Origin of the sequence: Marinomonas gallaica (genome assembly GCF_001639745.1) — a bacterium.
Classification (GTDB): domain Bacteria; phylum Pseudomonadota; class Gammaproteobacteria; order Pseudomonadales; family Marinomonadaceae; genus Marinomonas; species Marinomonas gallaica.
Genome location: NZ_LTAX01000001.1, coordinates 437,849 through 462,717, shown reverse-complemented (window position 1 = coordinate 462,717; position 24,869 = coordinate 437,849). Strand labels below are relative to the sequence as shown.

22 protein-coding genes and 2 rRNA genes are annotated in these 24,869 nt (G+C 44.0%); 11 read left to right on the top strand and 13 right to left on the bottom strand.

Annotation, left to right across the window (positions count from 1 at the left end):
- The 3 genes from AYW76_RS02140 to AYW76_RS02130 all read left to right on the top strand — a co-directional run.
- A 23S ribosomal RNA gene (locus AYW76_RS02140) occupies positions 1-101 on the top strand; the annotation flags it as partial.
- A 236-nt stretch (positions 102-337) separates the two neighbouring features.
- Positions 338-452: ribosomal RNA gene (gene rrf, locus AYW76_RS02135) — 5S ribosomal RNA — on the top strand.
- An 892-nt stretch (positions 453-1,344) separates the two neighbouring features.
- Positions 1,345-1,893: a DUF2058 domain-containing protein gene (locus AYW76_RS02130; protein ID WP_067037240.1), complete on the top strand. Its 549-nt coding sequence runs from the start codon at positions 1,345-1,347 to the stop codon at positions 1,891-1,893.
- Between the two features lie 36 nt (positions 1,894-1,929).
- On the opposite strand, the gene AYW76_RS02125 is transcribed toward AYW76_RS02130, so the two are convergent.
- Complete coding sequence (locus AYW76_RS02125) at positions 1,930-2,760, bottom strand: polyphosphate kinase 2 family protein (RefSeq protein WP_067215111.1); 831 nt, start codon at positions 2,758-2,760, stop codon at positions 1,930-1,932.
- A gap of 93 nt (positions 2,761-2,853) precedes the next feature.
- The gene (locus tag AYW76_RS02120) at positions 2,854-3,591 is read right to left on the bottom strand and encodes a substrate-binding periplasmic protein (protein ID WP_067096427.1); all 738 of its coding nucleotides are present in this window, start codon (positions 3,589-3,591) and stop codon (positions 2,854-2,856) included.
- Positions 3,592-3,793: 202 nt separating this feature from the next.
- On the opposite strand from AYW76_RS02120, the gene AYW76_RS02115 reads away from it, so the two are divergent.
- The gene (locus AYW76_RS02115; RefSeq protein WP_067215107.1) at positions 3,794-4,456 is read left to right on the top strand and encodes a glutathione S-transferase; all 663 of its coding nucleotides are present in this window, start codon (positions 3,794-3,796) and stop codon (positions 4,454-4,456) included.
- 27 nt (positions 4,457-4,483) lie between these two features.
- Here the strand turns inward: AYW76_RS02115 and AYW76_RS02110 are convergent, their stop codons facing one another.
- The 7 genes from AYW76_RS02110 to AYW76_RS02080 all read right to left on the bottom strand — a co-directional run bounded on the left by AYW76_RS02110 (position 4,484) and on the right by AYW76_RS02080 (position 11,435).
- Positions 4,484-5,650 (bottom strand): quaternary amine ABC transporter ATP-binding protein, encoded by a 1,167-nt coding sequence (locus tag AYW76_RS02110; RefSeq protein WP_067215194.1) that lies wholly within the window; start codon positions 5,648-5,650, stop codon positions 4,484-4,486.
- On the bottom strand, positions 5,643-6,542 hold the full coding sequence (locus AYW76_RS02105) for an ABC transporter permease (RefSeq protein WP_067215103.1): 900 nt from the start codon (positions 6,540-6,542) through the stop codon (positions 5,643-5,645). Before AYW76_RS02105 ends, AYW76_RS02110 begins: the two co-directional genes overlap by 8 nt.
- A 66-nt stretch (positions 6,543-6,608) precedes the next feature.
- Positions 6,609-7,607: an ABC transporter substrate-binding protein gene (locus AYW76_RS02100; protein WP_067215099.1), complete on the bottom strand. Its 999-nt coding sequence runs from the start codon at positions 7,605-7,607 to the stop codon at positions 6,609-6,611.
- Between the two features lie 221 nt (positions 7,608-7,828).
- On the bottom strand, positions 7,829-8,854 hold the full coding sequence (locus tag AYW76_RS02095; RefSeq protein ID WP_067215096.1) for a DUF2955 domain-containing protein: 1,026 nt from the start codon (positions 8,852-8,854) through the stop codon (positions 7,829-7,831).
- On the bottom strand, positions 8,844-9,908 hold the full coding sequence (locus tag AYW76_RS02090; RefSeq protein WP_067215092.1) for an HlyD family secretion protein: 1,065 nt from the start codon (positions 9,906-9,908) through the stop codon (positions 8,844-8,846). Before AYW76_RS02090 ends, AYW76_RS02095 begins: the two co-directional genes overlap by 11 nt.
- Positions 9,909-9,910: 2 nt before the next feature.
- Positions 9,911-10,357, bottom strand: coding sequence for a MarR family transcriptional regulator (locus AYW76_RS02085; protein ID WP_082866058.1), 447 nt, complete (start codon positions 10,355-10,357; stop codon positions 9,911-9,913).
- Between the two features lie 178 nt (positions 10,358-10,535).
- Complete coding sequence (locus tag AYW76_RS02080) at positions 10,536-11,435, bottom strand: homocysteine S-methyltransferase family protein (RefSeq protein WP_197467746.1); 900 nt, start codon at positions 11,433-11,435, stop codon at positions 10,536-10,538.
- Between the two features lie 272 nt (positions 11,436-11,707).
- On the opposite strand from AYW76_RS02080, the gene AYW76_RS02075 reads away from it, so the two are divergent.
- The 4 genes from AYW76_RS02075 to AYW76_RS02060 all read left to right on the top strand — a co-directional run bounded on the left by AYW76_RS02075 (position 11,708) and on the right by AYW76_RS02060 (position 15,209).
- Positions 11,708-12,514 carry a transporter substrate-binding domain-containing protein gene (locus AYW76_RS02075; RefSeq protein ID WP_082866057.1) on the top strand — a complete coding sequence of 269 codons (807 nt, stop codon included), beginning with the start codon at positions 11,708-11,710 and terminating at the stop codon, positions 12,512-12,514.
- A 71-nt stretch (positions 12,515-12,585) separates the two neighbouring features.
- Positions 12,586-13,533 carry an amino acid ABC transporter permease gene (locus AYW76_RS02070; protein ID WP_067037227.1) on the top strand — a complete coding sequence of 316 codons (948 nt, stop codon included), beginning with the start codon at positions 12,586-12,588 and terminating at the stop codon, positions 13,531-13,533.
- On the top strand, positions 13,529-14,284 hold the full coding sequence (locus tag AYW76_RS02065; RefSeq protein ID WP_456264810.1) for an amino acid ABC transporter ATP-binding protein: 756 nt from the start codon (positions 13,529-13,531) through the stop codon (positions 14,282-14,284). Before AYW76_RS02070 ends, AYW76_RS02065 begins: the two co-directional genes overlap by 5 nt.
- 37 nt (positions 14,285-14,321) lie before the next feature.
- Complete coding sequence (locus AYW76_RS02060) at positions 14,322-15,209, top strand: LysR substrate-binding domain-containing protein (protein ID WP_067215180.1); 888 nt, start codon at positions 14,322-14,324, stop codon at positions 15,207-15,209.
- A gap of 315 nt (positions 15,210-15,524) precedes the next feature.
- Here the strand turns inward: AYW76_RS02060 and AYW76_RS02055 are convergent, their stop codons facing one another.
- Positions 15,525-16,691 carry an MFS transporter gene (locus tag AYW76_RS02055; RefSeq protein ID WP_067215089.1) on the bottom strand — a complete coding sequence of 389 codons (1,167 nt, stop codon included), beginning with the start codon at positions 16,689-16,691 and terminating at the stop codon, positions 15,525-15,527.
- Between the two features lie 147 nt (positions 16,692-16,838).
- Between AYW76_RS02055 and AYW76_RS02050 the strand changes: the two genes are divergently transcribed.
- Positions 16,839-17,483 carry a phosphatase PAP2 family protein gene (locus AYW76_RS02050; protein ID WP_067215085.1) on the top strand — a complete coding sequence of 215 codons (645 nt, stop codon included), beginning with the start codon at positions 16,839-16,841 and terminating at the stop codon, positions 17,481-17,483.
- On the opposite strand, the gene AYW76_RS02045 is transcribed toward AYW76_RS02050, so the two are convergent.
- Positions 17,480-19,087: a methyl-accepting chemotaxis protein gene (locus tag AYW76_RS02045; RefSeq protein WP_067215082.1), complete on the bottom strand. Its 1,608-nt coding sequence runs from the start codon at positions 19,085-19,087 to the stop codon at positions 17,480-17,482. The genes AYW76_RS02050 and AYW76_RS02045 overlap by 4 nt on opposite strands.
- Before the next feature lie 322 nt (positions 19,088-19,409).
- On the opposite strand from AYW76_RS02045, the gene AYW76_RS02040 reads away from it, so the two are divergent.
- Positions 19,410-19,811 (top strand): MmcQ/YjbR family DNA-binding protein, encoded by a 402-nt coding sequence (locus AYW76_RS02040; protein ID WP_067215079.1) that lies wholly within the window; start codon positions 19,410-19,412, stop codon positions 19,809-19,811.
- Positions 19,812-19,871: 60 nt separating this feature from the next.
- Here the strand turns inward: AYW76_RS02040 and AYW76_RS02035 are convergent, their stop codons facing one another.
- Both AYW76_RS02035 and AYW76_RS02030 read right to left on the bottom strand, forming a co-directional pair.
- Complete coding sequence (locus AYW76_RS02035) at positions 19,872-20,417, bottom strand: glutathione peroxidase (protein WP_067215076.1); 546 nt, start codon at positions 20,415-20,417, stop codon at positions 19,872-19,874.
- Positions 20,418-20,646: 229 nt separating this feature from the next.
- Complete coding sequence (locus AYW76_RS02030; RefSeq protein WP_067215176.1) at positions 20,647-22,242, bottom strand: isocitrate lyase; 1,596 nt, start codon at positions 22,240-22,242, stop codon at positions 20,647-20,649.
- Positions 22,243-22,613: 371 nt separating this feature from the next.
- On the opposite strand from AYW76_RS02030, the gene AYW76_RS02025 reads away from it, so the two are divergent.
- A complete protein-coding gene (locus AYW76_RS02025; RefSeq protein WP_067215072.1) occupies positions 22,614-24,782 on the top strand; it encodes a malate synthase G in 2,169 nt (722 codons plus the stop codon).
- Positions 24,783-24,869 lie beyond the last annotated feature (87 nt).

Sequence of the window (24,869 nt, the reverse complement as noted above, 5' to 3'; positions counted from 1 at the left end):
CCCTAAAGAGCCGTTCGAGACTAGGACGTTGATAGGTTGGGTGTGTAAGTGCTGTGAGGCATTGAGCTAACCAATACTAATTGCTCGTGAGGCTTGACCATATAACACCAAAATGGTTTTAAGAGTGTGAAGAAAACATACTCGCTGTACTACAGATTACGACACTACTGAAATTGTTCCAGACAATTTTCAGTATTGCCTCCATCCTTGGAGGTACTGGTTTGATACTTGGTTATCACTATTTCAAAAGTTTTATTGTTAAAGACTCAAGTTCACGAACTTGCGTGTTTTGGCTAAGGCAAACAGAAGCCCCCCAAAACGATCGCAAACCCGTTTGCTTGACGATCATAGAGGCGTTGAACCACCTGATCCCATCCCGAACTCAGAAGTGAAAGGCGCCATCGCCGATGGTAGTGTGGGAGATCCCATGTGAGAGTAGGTCGTCGTCAAGCATCATACAAAGGAAGCCCTGATAGCGATGCTGTCAGGGCTTTTTTGTGTCTACGATTTTCCTCATCTCAGGCATCAACGCATCAACTCAGTTAGATTGCGCATTCCTTTTATGCCCCGCTTGCGCCTGTCTCATGCTTCGACGCGTCAGCGCGTGACATCAAAAGCGTGCGCCTTATTCGCATCGACCAGAGAAGGCGTTCAGAAAAACAGAGGCAGAGCACCACCTGATCCCATCCCGAACTCAGAAGTGGCTCTCAACATGCCGTAGGCGTTCACCATCGCCGATGGTAGGAAAGGCACATATCGTCAAGCATCATACAAAGGAAGCCCTGATAGCCACGCTGTCAGGGCTTTTTTGTGTCTGCGGTTTTCCGCACCTCAACGCATCAACGCAGCTAGATTGAGTATCCCTTTTATGCCCCACTTGCGTCTGTCTCATACTTCGACGCGTCAGCGCGTGACATCAAAAGCGTGTGCCCTATGGCATCAGTCAGAGAAGGTGTTTAGAAAAACAGAGACAGAGCACCACCTGATCCCATCCCGAACTCAGAAGTGGCTCTCAAAGCGCTGCTATGGGCGTGTGAGTACATACATGATCGTTTTCTATAACAAGATACATCAACAAAGGAGGTCCTGACTGTCTGCTGTCAGGCCTTTTACAAACCATGCTGCCTGTTTACATCTGTCTCACAACGCACATTAAATGAGTTCAGTGCCCAAGTTAAATAAGATAGATCTCTAGTTGATAGGTATAAGATTTATCAGCTCAAAAAAAGAGTTCATTTTCTAAAACTGTTTCATCGTTGTGCGTTACAAACACTATGGTTAGCGAGCGACTAAAAAGGCGCTATAATGCTGCCAATTAAGGCTTGAATCAGTGTAGAGGAAATTATGGCTAAGTCGTTACAAGAGCAGCTCTTAGGTGCTGGTATCGTAGATAAGAAGAAAGCAAAAAAAATAAAAGCAGAAAAGTTGCAGACTAAGCAAAAAGCGAAAAAAGGGCAGGTTGATAACAGTGAAGAGTTATCTCGTCAGGCAGAGCTGAAACGTCAAAAAGAAGAGAAAGCTGCGCGTGATAAAGAGCTGAACCGCCAACGTCAGGAAGAAATTGAGCATAAAGCGATTCTTGGTCAAATTCGACAGTTAATCCTTCAGAACCGTGTTGCTAAAGATGACGGTGAGATCGCTTATAACTTTACAGATGATAAGAAAGTTAAAAAGCTTTATGTGTCAGATAAGATGCATAAAGACTTATCAGAAGGGCGTTTAGCGATTGCTAAGTTAGAAGGTCAATACGAAGTATTAGCGAAAGGTGTCGCCGAGAAGATTGTTGAGAAAGCACCGGAGATGATTCTTGTACTAAATACAGCTCAACCTCAAGAAGACGATGAAGATGATCCATACGCAGAGTTCCAGATTCCCGATGACCTAATGTGGTAATGCCGCTGAAAAGGGCCAATTATTGGCCCTTTTCAATTAAAGTAATTTTAGGCCTAATTGCTCTTTAGCGGCTTTTACGACAGCTTCGTCAGCTGGAGGTGGGCTTAGGTCAACTTCCCTAGAAAGCTCATCAGTGATGGTATTAAGCACTTGTACGCGAGCGTACCACTTTTTGTTACTTGGAATAATGTGCCACGGCGCTGACAGGGTTGCTGTGCGTTGGAACATTTCGTCTGTAGCGTTCTCATATTCATCCCATTTTGCGCGATTGCGTAGATCTTCTTCTGTGAGTTTCCATTGCTTCGTTGGGTTGTTCAATCGCTCTTCAAAACGTTTCAGTTGTTCAGCTTTAGATATGTGCATGAAGACCTTGATGATGCGTACACCATCATCTATCAACATACGTTCATACTCATTAATTTCCTGATAGGCTCGCTGCCACTCAAAGGGCGATGCGAAACCTTCCACTCTTTCAACAAGTACTCGCTCGTACCAAGACCTATCAAATATGGCGATAGCTCCAGGCTTAGGTAAGCGAGTTTGAAAACGATAAAGGTAATGTTTGCCTTGTTCTTCGTCAGTTGGGGAAGAGATTGGATGGACTCGATAACCACGAGGGTCAAGTTTTTCAGTAATGCGTCTAATCGCCCCGCCTTTTCCGGCAGCATCCCAGCCTTGAAAGATGATGATGGCCCGTTTGCCTTGGTGGTAATAGGCCTGCTGTACTTGCAGCATGAGCTCTTGAGCTTTCTTTAGTTTTTTTCGGTACTGTTCTTTGCTCTTTAAAGAGTATGCTTTATGGTCAATGTCACAGTCACTTAATTTTGGTGGTGTAGTCACCAATGAAATAGAACTGGGTGAGAACATTCCTTGCTCCAAAAATTATAAAGCCTTCAAAGAAAGTCTTTGAAGGCTTTAGTTAGTTTACGCTGAAGTAGCTATATCAGAAAGATAGTTAACTTACTGCTGGTTAAACTCTGTAAGGATTTCATCGTAACGACCTGACATTTGAATTTCCATCAAACCTTTGTTAAATGCATCACGAAGTTCTTCTGCATTTGGAATGGATTTTGAAATCAAAAGGTAAAGGTCATTTTCTTCCAGTGGCGGTAGAAGAATTTGTAGTTGAGATGCATCAATGCCAGCTGCTTCAGCCGCTTCTTTTGCTACCGCTAGACTGTCAGCATAAAGCTGAACTTCGCCAGAATCTAATGCTTTAATGGCATCAGAAACTTCAGGGTATTCTTTTAGATCAGAGAATGGGAAATTATCAAAAGATTCACCAATGACAGAGCCTTTTAATTTAGCGATGCTGTATTGGTCTAGCGATTCGAAAGAATCGTAATTGCTAAGTGGGAAGTCTGGCTTTTTGATTAGGCCAGCTAATACCGTGTAGATTGGAATTGAGAAGTAGTATTCTTGAGCGCGTTCTTCAGAGTAGTAGCCGCCAACAATTGCATCTTTATCACCTGCTTTAACGGTATCTAATGCCGTTTGCCAAGCGGTAAACTCAATTGTGCTGTCATAGCCAGATTCAGCCAGTGCTTCGTCAACGATTGCGGAGATGAAACCGCCTTTTTCTAGACTATCGCCATAGAATGGCGGCCAGTTCATAGTAGTAAGGTCGACTGTTTGAGCTTGGACCGTAAGAGGTAGAGCAATAGCTAATGCGGAAAAGAACTTCGTAAGTTTTTTCATGTAGGTGATCCTCTTGTTTTGATAAAATTCTATACTATTTACTCATTCTATGAACATTGTTGCTTAATCTATAGTCAGTGCGTCGCAAATAGATAGGGAGTAGTCGTATTCCTAAATAGTCACTACAGAATAGACTAATTACTCAGCCTGATAACATATACTTTTAGCAGTTTTTTGTAACATATTGATTTGGAGAGCTTCTTTGTCTGCAGTTCTGTACAGTTTTCGTCGCTGCCCTTACGCCATACGAGCACGCTATACATTAGCAACTTTAATGTTGAGAGTTGAAATTCGTGAAGTGGTACTTAAACATAAGCCTGCTGATTTGTTGGCATTAGGTGGGCGCTCTACGGTTCCTCAGTTACTAGTAGATGGTGATAGGTTTCCAGAAAGCTTAGACATCATCTTTTGGGCTTTGAAAACATCTTCAAATGACGACCTAGTCAGCCAATTGTGGCCTACGGATCCAACACTTAGGGCAAAAATCATGAGCTGGATTAGGTTTAATGATCATTGTTTTAAACCTTGGTTAGACCGATATAAATACGCAGATAGACATCCGGAACAACCTGAAAGCTATTATCGTACAAAAGGGGAATGTTTCTTGAAGCGCTTAGATACAAGGTTGAAGCACTCTACCTACCTACTTGGAGAGCAAATGACGATAGCAGATATTGCTGTTTTTCCATTTGTACGTCAGTTCTCTGGGGTGAATCCTGATTGGTTTGAGTCTAGTGAATACTTATATTTAAAAAATTGGCTTAATCGGTTCTTAAAGAGTGACTGTTTTGATGTCGTGATGAAAAAACTACCCGCGTGGAATAATGATCAGGAGGGCATAACTTATTTTCCTGAGCTACTGTAATGTATAGCTCAGGAAGGTTTAATAAGGTCAGTTCAAAGGCGTTGGCTGAAGTGCGAGCATTTCAGCTAGAGATTGATGACTTAAGAAGCCGCATAGCTCACCTTGCTTATTAAGCACGGGGAGAGATACTTTACTTTGCAGCATGGTAGGTAAAATATCCTGTAGTAACTCACTTCGTTTTAACGTTGGAACGGCTGACCACGATGCTGAAATATTTTCAGATACTTTTGCATAGGCTTCAAATCTGCCTTTTGTTGGTTGTCTAAATGCTACGCCATATTCTTTAAGCGCTTCATCTGCTGCATAGGGGTCGTCATTATCGACGAGGGGTTGTGCTCTTTGCATTACATTTTTAACTAATAAAGCCCGCGCGCGGTTCACATCTTTAGCGAAAGCACGGACATATTCATCGGCGGGATTTAGGATAATATCGACAGGCTTTCCTACTTGCACAAGCTTCCCGTCTTTTAAAACGGCTATTCGATCGCCTAGACGTAATGCTTCGTCCAAGTCGTGTGTGATGAAAATAATCGTTTTTTGTAACTTCTCTTGAAGCTCAATCAACTGACTTTGCATTTCGAAACGAATCAGCGGATCAAGAGCGGAAAAGGCTTCATCCATCAGCAAAATTTCGGCATTTGTACATAGAGCGCGAGCCAGACCAACACGCTGTTGCTGGCCTCCAGATAGCTGAGAAGGGTATTGTTCTTCATAACCTGCTAAGCCTACTGTTTCTAACCATGTTTTGGCATGCTCAACCCATTCACTTTTCTTCTGTCCTTTGATAGAGAGTCCATAGCCTACATTTTCGACGACAGTTCGATGAGGGAGAAGTCCAAAATGCTGGAAGACCATCGACATTTTGTGCCGACGGAACTCTGTTAGCTCCTTCATCGTAAACTGCATGATGTCATCGCCATTTATTTTTATCTTGCCGGCGGTTGGATCAATTAAACGATTGAAGTGTCGGATCATCGTAGACTTGCCTGAACCTGAAAGCCCCATGATGACAAAAATCTCTCCTTTTTCGATGGATAGATTTATATCTTGTAGGCCAACGGTATGGCCTGTTTCAGCTAAAATATCGTCCTTAGTGGCACCGCCTTTCACTTTAGGTAGAACTTTTTCAGGAGTGGTCCCGAAAATTTGGTACAAGCCTTCAATTTCAATCAACGGGTTGTCTATGCTAGCCATGATCATGCCCCTCTAAATGCCTCTGAGTTCGTTTCGCATAGCTTTGTGAAACGCGGTCGAAAATAATGGCTAAGGCCACAATGGCTAAGCCGTTTAATAAGCCAAGAGTAAAGTACTGATTGGTAATGGATTTCAGTACTGGTTGCCCCAAGCCTTTCACACCGATCATCGAAGCAATAACCACCATAGCGAGTGCCATCATGATAGTTTGGTTGATACCAGCCATAATAGTTGGCATTGCAAGTGGGAGCTGTACTCCAAATAAGCGTTGGGTGGGCGTTGCACCGTAAGCTGTAGCGGCCTCTAGAATCTCCTTGCTAACCAGCCGGATACCAAGGTTGGTGAGTCGAATAACAGGAGGAATGGCATAGATTACGACGGCGATTACGCCAGGAATTTTACCGATACCGAGTAACATGACGACTGGAATCAAATAGACGAAAGCAGGCATTGTCTGCATGACATCCAATAGAGGGGTAACAATAGACTGAGCTCGATCAGAACGTGACATTAAAATACCGATGGGGATGCCCAGAACGATCGACATGAGTGTACAGACAGTAATGATGCTTAAGGTTCGCATGGTATCTTCCCACATGCCGAAGTAGCCGATAAGCATAAGGGAAATGACGACACCGATGCTCAGCTTCCATGAACGTGTAGCAAAGTGAACAATGGCTGTGATAACGAAGAGAATTATCCACCAAGGGGTTTGTATTAGTAAGTTTTCAAACCAGACCAAAAAGCTCAAAAGTGGGTCAAAAAGGGACTCGATAGTATCGCCATATTCACGGGAAAAATCACGATAGGCACTGTCTAGTGTCTTGCGGATCGTAAGCAACTCGCGACGGCTCATATCTGGAAATTCAGTTAACCAGGATGCGTCTGCCATAAATCATATCTCACTATACTCGAAAAGAGGAGGGGAGCGATGGCCCCCCATAATCGTTGCGCTTATCTATAAATTATCTAGTGCTTTGTTTAGTTTTACTTTCACATCCTCGCTGACCCATTTGGACCAGATATCTTCGTGTTCGAACATGAAGTTCTCTGCTGCGTATTTTCCATCAGCTTGGTTATCTTCCATCCAAGCTAGCAAGTTATTCATTTGGACATTTGTGAAAGACCTATTAGAGAGATAGGCATATGCATTTGGTGCGCGTTCAGCAAACTCTGTTGTGGTAACCGTATATACAGGGGAAGGTGGGTACATAGTGGCTTTAGGCTCTAAGCAGTCATCCATAGAAATACAGTCAATATAATGCTGTTCATCGATGCCTGAACCGAAATCGACTTTAACCATTTCGTACTTTCCCAAAATGGCTGTTGGTGCCCAATAATAGCCAAACCAAGGTTGCTGACGCTCATAAGCCCGAGCGATAGAGCCTGAAAGACCTGCACCTGAGCCGGGATCTATGAGCTCAAAGTTACTTTCATCAAGCTTTAATGCATTAAATAAGTTTCTAGCCGTGATTTGGCAATTCCAACCTGCAGGGCAACCATAGAAAGCGGATTTAGATGGGTCTTCTGGGTGCTCAAATTGATCGGCGTGCTGTCGAATACCTTCTATCGTTGCTAGCTCAGGCATTTCGTCAACCATGTATTTGGGTACCCAAAAGGCTTCTTCTCCGCCATCAGACAATGACTTCACAGCGATCTTTAAGCGACCTTCATCGACCCCTTTGGTAAGGGCAGCCTTCATCGAGTTTGTCCAAAGTTCAGGTGCTATGTCTGGCTGACCTTTTTCAATCATAGACGTACCTGTAGGCATGGTATCCCCAGGTACAAGTTCAGCATTACAATCGTAGCCGTTTGCTAAAATGAATTGGTCCACGTTAGCCATCAAGCTAGCGGAGTTCCAATTCATTTCAGCAATCGTGATCTTGCCGCATTCGGCTGCAAAAGAAGTGCTGACAAACAGAATGCCTGCAGTAGAAATTAAAGCTTTTTTAATCATTCTTATGTCCTTAAGTGAAGAGATAAATTGTTGAGGGTTCTAATTATTGTGTATATTTAAATTACACATCTAATTATTTTTAATCAAATTACTATTTAATTTAGTTAAAAAAAGAAAAGCTTTCCAAAAATATTTGTAGCGGATTGTGAAAAACTAAGGGGAGGGAGGAGTTGTTTTAAAAGCCTCATTTTGTAGGAGAGGCTTTTTTGAGAAGCAAAATATTAGCTATAATTACAAGTGGATTTAAATTTATTTAATGATAAATCAATGAGATAGGCAGTCATTATTACAAGCCCCATAGCTATGATTACCGAGCTGAAGCGATATGCTGCACTATAAAAAATATCACTATGCGGCGTTAAGTATTGACCATATAGAATTCCAATGGTCGTTAATGCCCCAAAGCCTATCCCTGAACCTGAGCGCTCGACTAAGTGAAAGTATGCGGTAATCATTACTGTTATAAATAATGAGATCGCGACTAAGAAAAAGTTGCCGATCAAGGTATACATTAAGATCTGCATTATCAAAGCGAGGCTGCAGCCGTAGGTCACACCTTTAGCGCGTTTTTTAGCGTTAGCAATGGACCCTTGATAGGTCATCGGAAAGAGTATCAGCATAGTAGCGACTTGAGCAGATAAGGAGTCTTTCAAATCGAAAATTTGAAAGACTAAAAAAGAAATCGTTGCTAACGATGCTCCTAACAGTGTTCGATGGTTGATTTGCGCTGCGGTCGGACTTGTTGCTGCTGATGAACTGTTTGCACTCTCCGCACTTTCTGGGATTAACCAGTAAAGTAAGTAAGCACTTGCTACTGAAATGATGGCTGCTAATACAGTCGCTACGACCATATCAGTGGCTTGACCTGCATCGTAGCTGGCAAAATTCAAAAGCGTTGAAAGGGTTATCAAACCAGATGCCCATAGTAGGAAATACTTAGTTTTCAGCATAAAACGAAAATGATAGCCAAAGATAAAAAATACAGCCAAAGTCATAGCCACTGGAAACGGTTTGAAAAACGTTTGAAGTACCCACATTTCAGCGGCACTAATAAACGCTCCGGCAATGAATTCAATTGCTAAAGTACGGTTAAAAGTAGGGATCATGCCTAATAACAGCATGGGAAATACGGTAAAGAATACTCCGTAAGGCCAATTCATGAGCTTACAAATACAAAAGCCAATGGTGGTGCCGAATGCTATACGTAACAACCGCTTTTTTTCGCTCGCTTGCATCTCAATAAACATAGTGCAGTAAACTTACAATGCGCATTTGAAGATGGCCAATAAAGCGGAATACAGCGGAGTCTGAAGATTCCAACATTACGGTGGCTTTAGATCCGCTCACGAGGGAGTTTGGTACCTCTCCTTTTTGTTGAATATAAACTCTAATTCGTTGAGCATCGCGCACCCAACGATCGCTATCATTAGGTGTTGCGAGAACACCGTTTGCCATGCTCTGACCCTGAGCAATACCATAATCGCGGCTGACTAATTCGGCTTCAAATAGCTGACCAGGAAAGGCATCGTAAACAATCAGTGCCGCAGTACCCGGTTGAACGTTGGTAATGCTTTTTTCACGAAAGTCGGCCGTTACTTGGTCATAGCCCGTTACGACTAAAGAAAGCAGAGGCTGATTGCTTTGAGTGACCATACCTGAGACCAACTGCATGTTCGAAATGACGCCGTCTTGGGGGGCATATATAGCTGTTCGGGATAAGTTTAAACGGGCATTGTCTAAAGAGTTTTGAGCATTATTGACGTCGATATTGTTGAGTTCATCATCACCAAGCGCAATCAGAATGGCATTTTTTCGAGCTTCTATCGCTTTTAAGTTTGCTTGGCTTGCTTGAACTTGTGTTTGAGCTTGTTCCACTTGCTGGTCACTGATGACGTGTTGCTTTTGCAGCTTTCGTAAACGTTGGTATTCACGATTATTCTCCTTAAACGTTACGTTTGCAGAGGCAAGTTTGGCATCCTCTTCGGCAATGTTTGCTTTAAGCGTTTGATTACTTTGATGAGCTTGCTGTAATAATAGCTCTGCTTCGCGAACGGCTAAAACATAGTCTGAATCATCAATCTTAAAGAGTAAGTCACCTTTTTGAACGTGTTGGTTGTTGTGCACTGCGACTTCAACCACTTTTCCTGTCACTTGCGGCGCTATGCTTAACACTGGGCGTTGTAATGTCGCGTAACTTGTCATTGGAATGGTTACATCAGCAATGACAAGATAGGCAAAAATAATCAAAAACAGAGCAATTGCTCGTTTCATCCAACGATTAAAATGTATATCAGGCGTCATAGTTATGTTTCAAAACTCATGTTATGTGCATTAGAAATAATGGTTAGCAACGCGTGATCTAAAAGTTCGCGCTGCTCTTTAGATAGACCATCGAGAAGATCTGAACGCCCTAATTGTGCGATGTGCTGCATTTTGGCTAATTGCTGCTTACCATCGTTTGTAAACCATAACGTCTTACAGCGAGCATCAACGTCAGACTCACGTCGTATGATGAAACCAGCGGCCTCTAATTGATTAAGGGTTCGTATAAGAGAGGGTTGTTCTATGCCCATCTGGCTTGCAAGATCGCTTTGAGTACAACCTTCGCCAAAACGATCTAGATGCATCATGGCAATCCATTTGGATTGGGTAAAACCAATGCCGGACATCTGATTATCTACCGCATGTCGCCAGCTATTAGCGGCTCGTGCGAGGTTCCAGCCAATATTATTGTCCATCATTAAACTCATTTAGTTAGCTTGCTAGGTATCTTACGAAATACCGAGTCATGCCATCAATGAATTTGGTTGACTTACTCAATATTTACCAAGTATGCACAGATAAAAGTAAATGAATAAAAAATACCGCAGGGCAGGGGCACATAAAGAAAGGGGAGCAGCGTTACGGATTGGTAACGCTGCTTTGTTATTATAAGTGTTTTGCTAAGACTTTTACGTGATCAGGCCCAATACCACAACAGCCACCGATTAGCGTTGCGCCTAGTTCTTTCCAACGCTGTGCCCACTCAAGATATGAGTCAGGTGTTAAGTCATCACGAAGCTCATCTAATCCATCGTTTGCGGTAGCATCTTTTGGCTGAGGAGGAAAAGCATTAGCGTAAGCACCCAGTTGGACGGGCTGGTTGCTGTCCGATAGAACTGACGTTGCTACTTGAATCGCATCAGCAATGATTTCAGGTTGGCAGCAGTTAAACAGGATGCCATTAACACCCGCTTTGGTCACGGCAGCAACGGCTTCTTTTACCGTTTCACCTGAACGCAAACGTGGTTGATCTGTGACTTCCGCGTCTTCAAGCGTAAAGGAGACCCAGTATGGTTTATTTTGACCATCGATCTCATCCACTAAGGCTTTTACTTGCAGTGTTTCAGCAAGCAAGCTTTGTGTTTCGTTTAACCAAAGATCAACATGTGGTGCCAAAGCTTCAATAATAGGGCGAGCAATTTGCTCGGCGCGATCGGCTTCATATAAATCGGCACGGTAAGATCCAAATAAAGGTGCTAAAGAGCCTGCCACTTTGACGTCAGCATCGGACTCATTCGCAGCTTCACGGGCGACTCGAGCAGATTCAATCACCAGTTCTGTTACTCGTTGCTGAAATACGTCTTCACCAATATGAAATGGCACTAACGCATAGCTGTTAGTGGTGATGACACGCGAGCCAGCTTCGATAAACGCTTTATGAACGTCTTTAACGATCTCTGGCGCTTCCATCATAGCCAAAGCAGACCATTCTGGTTGTTTAAAAGGAGCACCACGACGCTCTAATTCGCGGCCCATGCCGCCATCTAAAATTGTGATTGATTGCATAACCGTTCCCATTACTTTGAATGCGGGCATTCTAACCACGGAATAAGAGATGGAAAAGAGCTTGATCATAATATTTGGGTCTATTTAGCTTTTTTGCGTTTATAATGGTTTAGTCATTAAAAAACTATCGTTACCCATTAAAAAAACAGGGTCTAAGGGGTGGATTCCATGATTACTCTAGCCCTTCGATTTCCGTTATATTATCCGCCAAATACTCCCTACTTATGTCTGTTTCGCCTTCATTGAAACGGTTAAAAAAAACGAGGAATGATATGAAATTTGGTTTGAAAAAAGCCGTGTCAGGCTTAGCTCTAGTTGGAGCCCTATTCTCTAGCAGCAGTTATGCAGCCGAACCTGCCATTGATAACATACTGTCAAGCGGTGAGCTTAAAGTGTGTTTTGAAGCGGGCTACATTCCTTTTGAAATGAAGACCAAAGACGGTCGTTTTATCGGTTTTGATATTGATATTGCAAAGCATATGGCACGTTCTATGGACGTTAAGTTCACTCCTGTTAATACTGCATGGGATGGTATTATTCCTGCTTTGCAAACGGGTAAATGTGACATCATCATTGGCGGTATGGCGATCACGCCTCAGCGTAACTTGAAAGTCATGTTTGCCGATACCTACATTGAAATTGGTCAAACGGTGCTAATTAAGCCCGAATTAGAAGGTAAAGTGACGTCTTATCGTGATCTGAACGATCCGAAATACACGCTGGTTTCTCAAATTGGTACGACGGGCGCTCAAGCCGCTCAGAAATTCTTCCCGAAGGCAAAACTAGATTTGTTTGAAACCTCAGCAGACGCTGTGCTTCAAGTAGCTAATGGCAAAGCCGATGCGTTTGTCTATGATCTTCCTTACAACGCTTTGTATGCCTCACAGCATCAAGACAATGTGGTGCATTTGGACCAATCGTTTACCTATGAGCCATTAGGTTGGGCGATTCGCCAAAATGATCCGAACTTTATTAACTTCTTAAATAACTATCTTGTTCAAATCAAGAAAGACGGTTCTTATGACCGGATTTATGACAAGTGGTTTAAGTCAGACGCGTGGGTCGATAGTATCCAATAACCTTGCTACGTCATTTGTAGTGTTTCAAAGAGTCTATATTCTATAGGCTCTTTTTGTATTTAAGAGAGCTCATGCAAACTCAATCTTCACGTTGGCTGGGGCACGGTATTTATCTTGTGATCATGGCGATATTGATTTCTGGTGTGTACTTCGCAGGTCAGAAAATCGATTACACATGGCACTGGGAACGCTTGTGGCCCTATATTATTAATACGGAATCCCACGATATTGTGGCGGTGACAGATGGCACAGCCGTAGTGGATGCTTCAGGTCGTTTATCCATTACACCTGATTATGGTGATGACCCACAGATAATCGAAAGGTACGACACGCTGGTTTCTCGAAATGGCGACTTAATCTTTCAAGGCGATACCGTTGCTCGCATTGACGGTTGGCGCTTTGGCCCGATTGCTGAAGGCTTGTGGGTCACCATTAAAATATCCTTTATCTCGCTGATTTTTGCTGTCTTATTGGGCGTTATGTTTGGCTTGATGAGAGTGGCTCATGGGCAAGTATGGCGTAACCTTGCGGTGACGTATGTAGAAGTCATTCGCGGTACACCATTATTGGTGCAAATATTTATTGTCTATTTTTTTATTGGCACGGTATTCGATTTAGACCGCTTCACCGCCGGTGTCGCTGCATTGTCCATTTTTACTGGTGCCTATGTTGCTGAAATTGTGCGTGCTGGAATACAGTCGGTTCCAGTTGGGCAGATGGAAGCCGCTCGATCTCTGGGTATGAACTACGTACAGGCGATGGCGTATGTCATTATGCCACAGGCGATTAAACGTACTTTGCCGCCTCTAGCGGGACAGTTTATTAATTTGATTAAAGACTCATCTTTGGTTTCAGTTATTTCGATAACCGATTTAACCAAAGCCGGTCGGGAAGTCGTTAGCGGTAGCTTTGCACCCTTTGAAGTGTGGTTTACTGTAGCCGCCTTGTATTTGGTTGTGACGGGAGGCTTGTCACTGGTTATTCAGCGTTTAGAAAAGAGGTTATCAGCCAGTGATTGATCATTTAACACAGCCAGACTCGCAGATACTGATCAAAGCCAATAAAGTAAACAAGATCTTCCCTAATGGCTGTCATGCGTTGAAAGATGTGTCATTGGACATTCAGCGCGGTGAAGTGGTTGTTATCATTGGGCCAAGCGGCTCGGGAAAATCTACTTTCTTGCGTACATTGAATCAGCTAGAAAGCATTTCGTCAGGTAACATCTTATTAGATCAAGTGGATTTGACTGATACACGTACAGATATCAATGCTGTTCGTACAGAGGTGGGGATGGTGTTTCAATCGTTTAACTTGTTTCCCCATAAAACGGCGCTTGGCAATGTCATGTTGGCGCCTATGAAGGTGCTGAATCAGAGTAAAGAAGAGGCCAAGCAAGGTGCTCGGGATTTGTTGTATCGCGTGGGTTTAGCCGATCGTATGAATAATTACCCGTCCCGCTTATCGGGAGGTCAGCAGCAACGTGTCGCCATTGCTCGTTCCTTGGCTATGAAGCCCAAAGCGCTACTGTTTGATGAGCCCACCAGTGCCCTTGACCCAGAAATGGTAGGGGAAGTATTGGACGTCATGAAAGAGCTGGCTCGTGAAGGTATGACCATGGTCGTGGTGACTCATGAAATGGGGTTTGCCCGTGAAGTGGCCGATCGAGTGGTGTTTATGGAAGAGGGGGAGCTGGTATTAGAAGAAACCCCAGAGCGTTTCTTTCATTCTGAGCATCCGCGCTTGCAACGCTTTTTAGGTCAGGTACTCTAACGCCTCGTATTTTTCTCGAGCGATGGTTGAAGACCGCATGAACTCAAAGTCACTGCCCCCATTAAACTGGTTACGAACCTTTGAAGTCGCTGCGCGCAGCCTAAATTTTACTAAGGCTGCGCAAGAGCTTCATTTGACTCAAGGTGCCGTCAGTCAACAGATTCGTTTATTAGAAGGTCATTTAGGGGTGGCGTTATTTACTCGCCTTCCTCGTGGGTTAGCACTTACTGACGAAGGCATGTCGTACCTTCCAGTGGTGCAAGACTCTATTTCTCGGCTGGCGGCAGCGACGAATGAGCTGTTTAGCCAAGACCAAAGAACTCCGGTCAAAATTCGTGGAAGTTTATCTTTCTTTGTACATTGGTTAGCACCGAGACTGACCGATTTTCATGCATTGCATTCTAACATCGACATTCGTTACATCAGCTCTCTTTGGGTGAAAGACTCGGAAGTTGATGACGATTTTGAAATTCGGTGGGGCAGCGGTCAATGGCCCGGTTACGTCTCTCAGCGCCTTAGTTGGGATCGCTTGTTCCCAGTCTGCTGTCCCGACTTATTAGAACGTTCACCGATTCATTCAACCTCTGATTTGTCGGCGCATACTTTGTTGCATGTATTGGGCTATGAGGAAGGCTGGGGATATTGGTTATCGATGATGAATGAGACACAGGTGGACCCTTCACGGGGCATGCAGCTTGATACGCTTTTAGCATCATTGCGCATGGCAGAACTGGGAATGGGAATTGCACTGGCCCGCTCTTCTATGGTCGAAGACATGCTGTCCGATGGGCGTTTAGTCGCACCGCTGACAGAACAGGTAGAAGCCAGTGAATCATTCTATTTAGTACAACGTTCTGGGAAGACGCTTTCAGTGGAAGCGCATATTTTTTTAGACTGGCTGGAGCGAACTTTACGTGCTAAGTAACCCATTTGCTTAATAAAATACAGCAATATGGATGATGCCGCGAACCACTATGCCCACTAAACAGCCATAGCAAGCACAGCGCACGACACTGCCAACGCGTTTACCTATGGCAGCAAAAATTGCCACGCCCGCAACATCGAATGGGTTGGTGGCAAACCCACGTCAGCAAGCCTTTCGCATCGAGCAATTTCATAAACGCTAGCATAATAACCATGATCGGCAAGAGTATATACAGTGCCATATTCAATCCGGATTTCCCCGCATCGAGCATCATGGTTACCAGAGCGTCCATTATTACGTTCTTGTTTTTAGCTATTAATTAGCGGATGGCGCTTGCGCGGATAATTTACGGTTTATACCTAGTAACATCAGAGCACTTAAAGAGAGCGTAGCGGCCGCAGCAGGTATCCAGGCATAGCCAAATCCAAGCGTAATGACAGCGCCACCTATAGCTGCGCCCAGTGCGTTACCTAAGTTAAACGCACCAATGTTGATTGAAGAAGCCAACCCTGGAGCCTTGTCAGCAATGGTCATTACCTTCATTTGCAACGGTGGCCCAATCATAAAGTTTACTACGCCCCAGACAAAAATCATGGCGATAGCAGAAAATAAGTCGCTTACTAATAAGCTAAATAAAGCCAAAATGATGACTTGTCCCGTTAGCGCTACGACCAATGATAAATCGGGTGATCGATCTGCCAATTTACCGCTAATGAAGTTACCTAGGGTAAAACCAATGCCTGCCATCATTAATAAATAGGCAATATTTCTGTCTGAAATGCTGGCTAATGTTTGTAAGATTGGTGTGACGTAGGTGTACAACGTAAACATAGAGCCCGCACATAATACGGTGGTTAGGAAGGTACGCAGTGCCGCTGGCTGTAAAATGGCCTGCAGTTCTTGTTTGACGTTCGGGCGGTTTGGTTTCTCCATTTGTGGCAAGGTGCGCCATAATCCAATCATAGCGACTAAACCCAGTGCTGACGTCGCGGCAAAGGCCATTCGCCAATGAAGACTTTGTCCAAGCCATGTTGCCACAGGGACACCAATAATGTTGGCAATGGTTAGCCCTAAAAACATAGAAGCAACCGCGGTGCCTTGTTTTCCAGGCGGCGCAAGCTTCATAGCGACCAATGCTCCGATACCAAAAAACGCACCATGGGAAAGACTAGTGGTGATCCGCGAGATCATTAGTACGCTGTAATCGATGGCCAAGGCTGAAAAAACGTTGCCAATAAAAAAAATTGCCATTAACAGAATCAGCGAAAATTTATGACTGAAACGTGTTAAGTACAGCGTCACAAGTGGTGCTCCAAACATAACGCCAACCGCGTAAGCACTGATCAGGAGGCCAGCCGTTGGAATCGAGACCTCGACACCTTCGGCAATAGTCGGAAGTAAGCCCATGGGGAAAAACTCAGTGGTACCAAGACCGAATGCTCCGAGTGCTAGAGCAAAAACGCCCCATTGATATGCTTGCATCGCAAATCCCTTATTGATCAGTAACTAAAATAAAGCGTGACAGAACGTCAAAATAAGGTGAAACCTACGCGCAAACTCGCCCCAATACAATTAAGCCATGTATATTTACTCATTATTATTAACTTTCCAGTGTGTCTTGGAGGCTACTTGTTGTATCGATTAGGTTATCCCATTTTGCTCTTAGGTATTATGTTGTGTATTTGGTTAAGTATTGGTCACGCAGGGAGCTTTGATCAAACTGGGCTTTTATTGTTTCGAGACGAGCAAGGTCATTTGCTAGGGCCTGAATGGGTTAGTGTTATCACCCGAGACATTACTGCGTTGGGCAGCAATTGGATCTTGTTATTCGGCATGGCAGTGATGAGCTTGGTGTTCACTCTACGACGACATTATCTGCAAGCCATAGAGTTACTTGTTATGGCATTAGGTGGTGTGTTCTTTAGTATGGGGGCTAAGTACCTATTTGAGCGTCCACGACCAGATCTGGTCCCTCATCTCATCGAAGTGTATACCCCCAGTTTTCCTTCAGGGCACGCGACCATGTCTATGGTGTGTTTTTTGGGCGGGGCATTGGTTATTTCAAAAATGTGGTCAGAACGCTCGGCACGACGTACGCTGGTTGCAGCGGCGGTATTGAGTAGCTTAATGGTTGGAATCAGTCGAGTGATGCTGGGTGTACATTGGCCATCCGATGTCTTGGCGGGTTGGTTACTGGGGATTTTATGGGTGCTACTTGTTCACCAGTACTGTTCGCACTATCGATTGAACAGTACTGGGTTAAGCAGTTGTTAAGACTTGAACTGGTTAATCGTTTCATCGAGCGATTGTGAAATTTTGGCAATTTCTTCACTCTGTTTTAACGTTTTGTGTGAGCCAGAGCCAGTTTGTTCTGAAATCGCGCTGATAGCGTGAATGTTATTGTTAATTTCATTTACGACAGCGCTTTGTTCTGACGCGGCGGCAGCAATCATGGTGTTCATTTCACGAATTTTATCAACGCTCGAAGCGATGTCTTCTAAAGCCTGAGCCGCTTTATTTGCATCCTCAACACTATCGCTTGCTTGAGCTTTACTGGCTTCCATTGCCTGAACTGCTTCGTTAGAAATGGTTGAAAGGTTGTTAATGATAGAGCGAATTTCTTCTGTTGAAAGTTGCGTGCGGCTGGCTAGGCTGCGAACTTCGTCGGCCACCACGGCAAATCCTCGACCTTGCTCACCTGCACGGGCCGCTTCGATCGCAGCATTTAAGGCAAGTAGGTTAGTCTGTTCTGCTATGTCACTGATTTCTTGTGATACGCGGCCGATACCTTGAGCACCTTCGGCTAAGTTTTTAACCACGTCTGTAGCGGCATCGACTTTTTGTGCCAGTTCGGTGTTTGTTTTCGCCACATGCAGTACCATATTTTTACCCTCATCTGCGAGAGACTTAGTATCACTGGCAGAGCCTTCTGCGTTTGCGGCATTTTGTGCTACTTCTTCAGCGGCATTGGATAATTCTTGAATAGACTGCGCTAACAGTTTGCTTTCATTCTTTTGCTTATCAACGCCTTCACTGGTTTCTCGTGTAACTTGAGCTAATTGGTCTGCTGAGGCGCTGAGGTTATCCATGGTTTTGGTAAGGCTATGGATCGTCGGTTGGAAGCGATCGAGCATATTGTTGGTTGCTTGGCCTACCATACGAAATTCATCGTTAGCGCCTAATTCTATTCTCGGTCTAAGGTCCGCATTTTCGCCAATAACAGACATCGTGTCTTTCAGGCGGTTTAAGGGTTGGATCAGTACTTTTAACAAAATGAAGTAAATGATCACCATGCCGATAAAAATAGCAATAAAGTTGATGGTGGAGTTTTTTATGATGGCGTTTTCAATGTCTTTATCTCGTTCAGCCATAGAATAAGTGATGCGAGCGGCACCTAAAATAGTACCTTCCGTAACAGGGTGGCAGGTTAAACAGTTCGTTCCATGACGATCTTTAGTGGCTTCAAAGGGTAGTAGCAATGTGATTTGTCGTTCACCGTTAACAGTATCCACGTCGATGATAGTTTCACCATTCAAAGCCCGTTTATCTAGTTCATCTTGTGGCTTCTCGTGCTCAAACCCCGGACCGTAAATATTACTCACTGCGTCTGCACGCAGCATGCGAACACTGGCAATACCTTCTCGTTGAGCAATCTTATCTCGCAAAATCTCTCGACTGCCCATCGCACCGGTAAACATCAGAGCGTTCATACTGTCCATATAGCCATTGGCGATATCTAGAAGTTGGTGTTCACTTAGGTCTAAAAGGCGCTCTTTTTGTTGGTGAGACGAGTAGAGGTTTAGCGCAGCGATGATGAAAATTAAAATGCCAGCCATCGGAAGGAGTATTTTCCAGCGAACGGAGATGTACTGATGCATAGATGCGCCTCGTTATTCTTAAAAATTGTGTAAAAATTTAACACGCTTGGGCTCGGTATTGTCTTTAATCAATTGAATGTATTGATCTGGCTCTAACATTTGGCAGTTCTTATCTAGTTTCTTCTCAATTTAAAAAACTGGTTATCGTGGCTTAGCAAGGCAATGGGCAAGACAAAGCTTTGTAACAGCCAGTAGTATGGAGGACTTATTATTGTGATGCCTGGGAAGTTCATTTAGTTTTAAAAGACGCGGCTATTCCGTATCTGCTTGTTATGGAGGTGGCGCTTTATTGATGAATCTAGACAATTGTAGGGAAGCGGTGATGACTGGCCTATTTTATGATGTGAAAGCGTATTTAAAAGCGAAACCTGAAGCTAGGGAGGAGTATCCTTTTAAACCTGATGTTCCTGTTTTTAAAGTCTACGGGAAGATGTTTGCCTTGATCACTGAACAGCAGGGAATTCCGACAGTGAATTTAAAATGTGATCCTGATCATGCGATCGAGTTACGTAGTATATTTGAGTCGGTAAAGCCGGGTTATCACATGAACAAAAAGCATTGGAATACAGTGTCTCTAGATGGTTCGTTACCAATCGGTGAGGTAATGCGTATGGTTGATCATTCTTATGCGCTGGTTGTTAACGGTCTGACGAAAAAAGATCGTGAGAGCCTTGAATTACGATACTCTTCCAGTGATCTTTATGGGCTGATGAGTGAATCGTAAAGCAGCCATGATTGAAAAGCATTAGGGTTATGTTTTTTCGCATCATAACCCTAATACGTGTTAACCGTTCGCTAAAGCTACACGAATGGTGCTAACGAGGTTGGTATCATCTAGTGGCGTATTGGGGGCAAAACGTCCCAAAACTTGGCCAGAGCGACTGATGATGAATTTTTCAAAATTCCATACAACTTCAGGTGCCTGAGTCGGCTCCATGTCGTAACCTTTTAGTTTTTCTTCCATTTCACTACGATTGATCGTAACGGGTGCTTCTTGTGTCAGATAGTCATACAGAGGATGCTTGTCTTCTCCTGTTACTTGTACTTTGCTAAACATAGGAAACGTGACATTGTATTGTGTGCTACAAAACGATTTGATGTCTTTGTCTGTGCCAGGCTCTTGGCCAGCAAAGTCGTTTGCCGGAAAGCCAAGTATTTCAAAGCCAAGGTCTTTGGTTTGCTCATACAGGGCTTGAAGGCCTTCATACTGTGGCGTTAAGCCACATTTTGATGCAACGTTAACGATCAGTAGAACCTTGTCGCAGAAAGGTTCTAGGGTCATCTCGTTTCCGTCGATGTCCTTCACTGCGATATCGTAAATATCCGTCATCTTCTTACCCCTTTGTTATCGTGAATAAACTTGGTTGTTTATTCTCTCAATAAGTTCCTTTGGTCATTCTGACGTAAAACCAATGACCAGCATGTGACAATACGAATGTTCAGTGTAATGCGGATTGCGGTATGGTCAAATTTGCCATAAAAAAATGGGCCGCGTATGCGGCCCAATGCGGGGGAAAAGATCAAACTGGTGGCGTATTGATCGTTCTGAGGTAAATGGTTTAGCCAAATTGGTTCATGGTATTATCTTTACCTGAAGCCTTGAGTGCAGCTTCTCCCGAGAAATATTCCTTGTGATCATCGCCCATGTCCGAGCCTGCCATGTTTTGATGTTTCACACAGGCAATGGATTGACGAATTTCTTCTCGCTGAACATTCTTCACATAGCCCAGCATGCCTTCGGATCCAAAGTACTCTTTGGCTAGGTTATCGGTAGACAATGCGGCTGTGTGGTAAGTCGGCAAAGTGATCAAGTGATGGAAAATACCGGCTTCACGCGCCGCATCCGATTGGAAATTACGAATACGATTGTCCGCTTCTTGGGCCAGTTCGCTGTTGTCGTACTCCACGCTCATTAGCTGAGTACGGTCGTACGCTGAGATATTAAGACCTTCTGTTTCCCATGCATCAAATACTTGTTGACGGAAGCTAAGTGTCCAGTTGAACGATGGTGAGTTATTGTAAACCAGTTTGGCATTTGGTACGGCTTCGCGGATTCGATCTACCATGCCTTTGATCTGACCGACATGAGGCTTTTCAGTCTCGATCCAGAGTAAGTCCGCACCATTTTGTAATGAGGTAATACAGTCCAGTACCACTCGGTCTTCGCCTGATCCTTTGCGGAATTGGAATAAGTTGCTGGCTAGACGCTTAGGACGTACCAGTTTACCATCACGCATCATCAGTACATCGCTTTCAGTCGTATTACTAAGCTCAATTTCTTCGACATCAAGAAAAGCATTGTATTGCGCACCAAGATCTCCGGGGGTTTGGGATACTGCAATTTGTTTCGTTAAGCCAGCGCCGAGTGAGTCAGTTCGTGCCACAATCACACCGTCATCAACGCCTAGTTCAAGGAAGGCGTAGCGTACGGCGCGGATCTTGGCTAAGAAATCCTCGTGAGGCACGGTTACTTTACCATCTTGGTGACCACACTGTTTTTCATCGGACACTTGGTTTTCAATTTGGATACAACATGCGCCGGCTTCGATCATCTTTTTCGCAAGTAGGTAAGTCGCTTCTGCGTTACCGAAGCCCGCATCAATGTCTGCAATAATTGGAACAATATGAGTTTGGTATTCATCCAGTTGCTTTTGTAGCGATGCGGCTTTGACTTCATCTCCTGCACCTTTGGCGTCATCTAACTGACGGAACAGTCCACCCATTTCTCGAGCATCTGCTTGGCGTAAAAAAGTGTACAGCTCTTCAATTAAATCGGGTACTGAGGTTTTCTCATGCATGGATTGATCGGGTAATGGGCCAAATTCAGAGCGTAGCGCTGCAATCATCCAACCAGATAGGTATAAGTAGCGGCGATCAGTAGAATTGAAATGTTTCTTAATGGAAATCATTTTTTGCTGACCGATAAAACCATGCCAGCAACCTAGAGATTGTGTGTATTGTGAAGGGTCTTGGTCGTAGCGTTCCATATCTGAACGCATGATTTTTGCCGTGTATCGTGCAATGTCTAAGCCTGTTTTAAAGCGGTTCTGAGCACGCATTCGAGCGGCGTACTCAGGATTAATAGCTGCCCAGGGTGTTCCATGTTGAGCGATTAGGGTAGCAGTTGCGTCGATATCATTGTTGTAATTAGACATGGCATTTTCCTCTTGGTGTTTCGGTTGCTGCGCCGCTTGTTTGCGGTCGTGCATTTCTTGATCACCCTTTCAGTCTGTGCCGAGTTGTATGATTCGTCTAATCTATATTTGTTATTGTAGCCATATCTTTTATGAATGTGATTTTTGAGCTACATCGGTTCATAGTGAATGATATATCGTCTATTCAGAATGAATGTTAAAAAATACTGACTTTTTAAAAATAAATATTCGATTTAATTCTAAAGGTCATTCATGTTGTGAATGTTGTTGAATCTATTTTTATTGTTCAAAGTTATTCATTTCGATGACCTACCAATAATAAATACACGGGATGCTTTTAAGTACTCGTCAGTCAATGAAAGGAAAGAGCTATGACAGAACGAACTCAGCAAGGTGGTCTTCAGATCGCACAAAGCCTTTTAAGTTTGGTTAACGAACATATTGCTCCAGGTACCGGCATTGAGCCAGAGGTGTTTTGGCAGCGCTTTGAGGAAATCGTTAATGACATGGCTCCTAAAAATGCCGCGTTGTTGGCAAAGCGCGATGAAATTCAGCAACAGATAGATGATTATCATCGCGCCCGTTCAGATCAGCCCCATGACGCTGAGTCTTATAAGCACTTCTTGATCGAAATTGGCTACTTATTACCTGAGGGTGACGACTTCAAAGTATCAACTAAGAACGTTGATGAAGAAATTGCCTTGCAAGCTGGGCCACAGCTTGTAGTGCCGGTGAAGAATGCTCGTTTTGCCCTCAATGCCGTGAATGCGCGTTGGGGCAGTTTGTACGATGCTTTATATGGTACCGATGCGATTCCTGAGGAAGAGGGAGCGGAGCGTTCTGGAGGCTACAATCCTTTTCGAGGCACACGTGTTATTGCATTCGGTCGCCAGCTATTAGATCAAGCTGCACCATTGGTAACTGGGTCTCATGCTCAAGCGTTGCATTATCAAATGGTAGACGGTGAGCTGGCTGTTACCTTAAAGAATGGGGAAGTGGTTCAACTAAAAGACACATCGAAATGCGTTGGTTATCAAGGTAAGCCTGATGCACCGACGGCTGTGCTATTGAAAAATAATGAGCTGCATCTTGAGATCCAGATCGATGCGAGCGGTTTTATTGGTCAATATGATCAAGCAGGGATTCAAGATATTTTGGTAGAAGCGGCTGTGTCCACGATAATGGATTGTGAAGACTCTATTGCTGCTGTGGATGCTGAAGACAAAGTAGAGGTTTACCGTAATTGGCTCGGCCTGATGCAAGGGACGCTGGAAGAGTCGTTTGATAAAGGTGGCAAGCGTATTACCCGCGCAATGAATCCTGATCGAAAATACCTAGATAAGTCAGGTAAAAGCTTTGCTTTACATGGCCGCAGTTTGTTGTTTATTCGTAATGTAGGTCATTTGATGACCAATCCTGCCATTTTAGATGCCAATGGTAATGAAGTTCATGAGGGGATTATGGATGGCATGATTACAGTACTGGCTGCGATGCATGATTTACAAGGAAATACCAAACGACGTAATAGCCGAGCGGGCAGTGTGAATATCGTAAAACCTAAGATGCATGGCCCAGAAGAAGTGGCGTTTACAGTAGAGTTGTTTAGTCGTATCGAACAAGCGTTGGGGCTAAATCGAAACACCATAAAAATAGGCATTATGGATGAAGAGCGTCGAACGACCGTTAACCTTAAGGAGTGTATCCGCCAAGCGCAAGAGCGAGTGGTCTTCATCAATACTGGTTTCCTAGATAGAACGGGCGATGAAATTCATACCTCGATGTTGGCAGGTCCTTTTGTCCCCAAAACAGCCATGAAACAAGAAGCATGGATAAAAGCCTACGAAGACTGGAACGTTGATGTAGGCATTGAATGTGGGTTGCCGGGTAAAGCACAAATTGGCAAAGGTATGTGGGCAATGCCAGATGAAATGGCGGATATGCTAGAGCAAAAAATCGGTCATCCTATGGCCGGTGCAAGCACCGCTTGGGTACCATCACCGAATGGGGCGATTTTGCATGCGACGCATTACCATACGGTGAATGTACGTGAACGTCAGGCTGAATTAGCCTCGCGTGAGCGAGCAAGCCTAGATGATATATTGTCTATACCATTACTGGAGGATCCAACGAGTTTAACGGACGAGCAAATTCAGTTTGAATTAGACAATAACGCCCAAGGCATTTTAGGTTATGTAGTACGCTGGATTGACCAAGGAGTAGGGTGCTCTAAGGTGCCAGACATTAACAATGTCGGTCTTATGGAAGATCGCGCCACTTTACGTATTTCTTCACAGCACATCGCTAATTGGTTAGAGCATGGCATCTGTAACCCTGAGCAAGTAATGGCCTCAATGAAACGAATGGCTGCGGTTGTTGATAAACAGAACGAGCATGATACGGCTTATTTATCAATGTCGCCTAATTTTGATGGTGTGGCGTTCAAAGCCGCTTGTGATTTGGTGTTTAAGGGCACTGAACAGCCTAATGGCTATACTGAACCTTTATTACACGCCCGCCGTTTAGAGTTTAAGCACAAATAAGCCACCGCTCGAAGTAAAAGCTCTTTTTGTCTCACATCAGGCAAAAAGGGCTTTTTTATTTGTTTCGATTCGCCATTCTTCTTATCC

What these genes read in the sequence shown, in the direction of transcription:
- AYW76_RS02130 (WP_067037240.1), top strand. Translation starts at nt 1,345, where the DNA reads ATGGCTAAGTCGTTACAAGAGCAGCTCTTAGGTGCTGGTATCGTAGAT.
- AYW76_RS02125 (WP_067215111.1), bottom strand. Translation starts at nt 2,760, where the DNA reads ATGTTCTCACCCAGTTCTATTTCATTGGTGACTACACCACCAAAATTA.
- AYW76_RS02120 (WP_067096427.1), bottom strand. Translation starts at nt 3,591, where the DNA reads ATGAAAAAACTTACGAAGTTCTTTTCCGCATTAGCTATTGCTCTACCT.
- AYW76_RS02110 (WP_067215194.1), bottom strand. Translation starts at nt 5,650, where the DNA reads ATGGCTAGCATAGACAACCCGTTGATTGAAATTGAAGGCTTGTACCAA.
- AYW76_RS02105 (WP_067215103.1), bottom strand. Translation starts at nt 6,542, where the DNA reads ATGGCAGACGCATCCTGGTTAACTGAATTTCCAGATATGAGCCGTCGC.
- AYW76_RS02100 (WP_067215099.1), bottom strand. Translation starts at nt 7,607, where the DNA reads ATGATTAAAAAAGCTTTAATTTCTACTGCAGGCATTCTGTTTGTCAGC.
- AYW76_RS02095 (WP_067215096.1), bottom strand. Translation starts at nt 8,854, where the DNA reads ATGTTTATTGAGATGCAAGCGAGCGAAAAAAAGCGGTTGTTACGTATA.
- AYW76_RS02090 (WP_067215092.1), bottom strand. Translation starts at nt 9,908, where the DNA reads ATGACGCCTGATATACATTTTAATCGTTGGATGAAACGAGCAATTGCT.
- AYW76_RS02085 (WP_082866058.1), bottom strand. Translation starts at nt 10,357, where the DNA reads ATGAGTTTAATGATGGACAATAATATTGGCTGGAACCTCGCACGAGCC.
- AYW76_RS02080 (WP_197467746.1), bottom strand. Translation starts at nt 11,435, where the DNA reads ATGCAATCAATCACAATTTTAGATGGCGGCATGGGCCGCGAATTAGAG.
- AYW76_RS02075 (WP_082866057.1), top strand. Translation starts at nt 11,708, where the DNA reads ATGAAATTTGGTTTGAAAAAAGCCGTGTCAGGCTTAGCTCTAGTTGGA.
- AYW76_RS02070 (WP_067037227.1), top strand. Translation starts at nt 12,586, where the DNA reads ATGCAAACTCAATCTTCACGTTGGCTGGGGCACGGTATTTATCTTGTG.
- AYW76_RS02060 (WP_067215180.1), top strand. Translation starts at nt 14,322, where the DNA reads ATGAACTCAAAGTCACTGCCCCCATTAAACTGGTTACGAACCTTTGAA.
- AYW76_RS02055 (WP_067215089.1), bottom strand. Translation starts at nt 16,691, where the DNA reads ATGCAAGCATATCAATGGGGCGTTTTTGCTCTAGCACTCGGAGCATTC.
- AYW76_RS02045 (WP_067215082.1), bottom strand. Translation starts at nt 19,087, where the DNA reads ATGCATCAGTACATCTCCGTTCGCTGGAAAATACTCCTTCCGATGGCT.
- AYW76_RS02040 (WP_067215079.1), top strand. Translation starts at nt 19,410, where the DNA reads ATGACTGGCCTATTTTATGATGTGAAAGCGTATTTAAAAGCGAAACCT.
- AYW76_RS02035 (WP_067215076.1), bottom strand. Translation starts at nt 20,417, where the DNA reads ATGACGGATATTTACGATATCGCAGTGAAGGACATCGACGGAAACGAG.
- AYW76_RS02030 (WP_067215176.1), bottom strand. Translation starts at nt 22,242, where the DNA reads ATGTCTAATTACAACAATGATATCGACGCAACTGCTACCCTAATCGCT.
- AYW76_RS02025 (WP_067215072.1), top strand. Translation starts at nt 22,614, where the DNA reads ATGACAGAACGAACTCAGCAAGGTGGTCTTCAGATCGCACAAAGCCTT.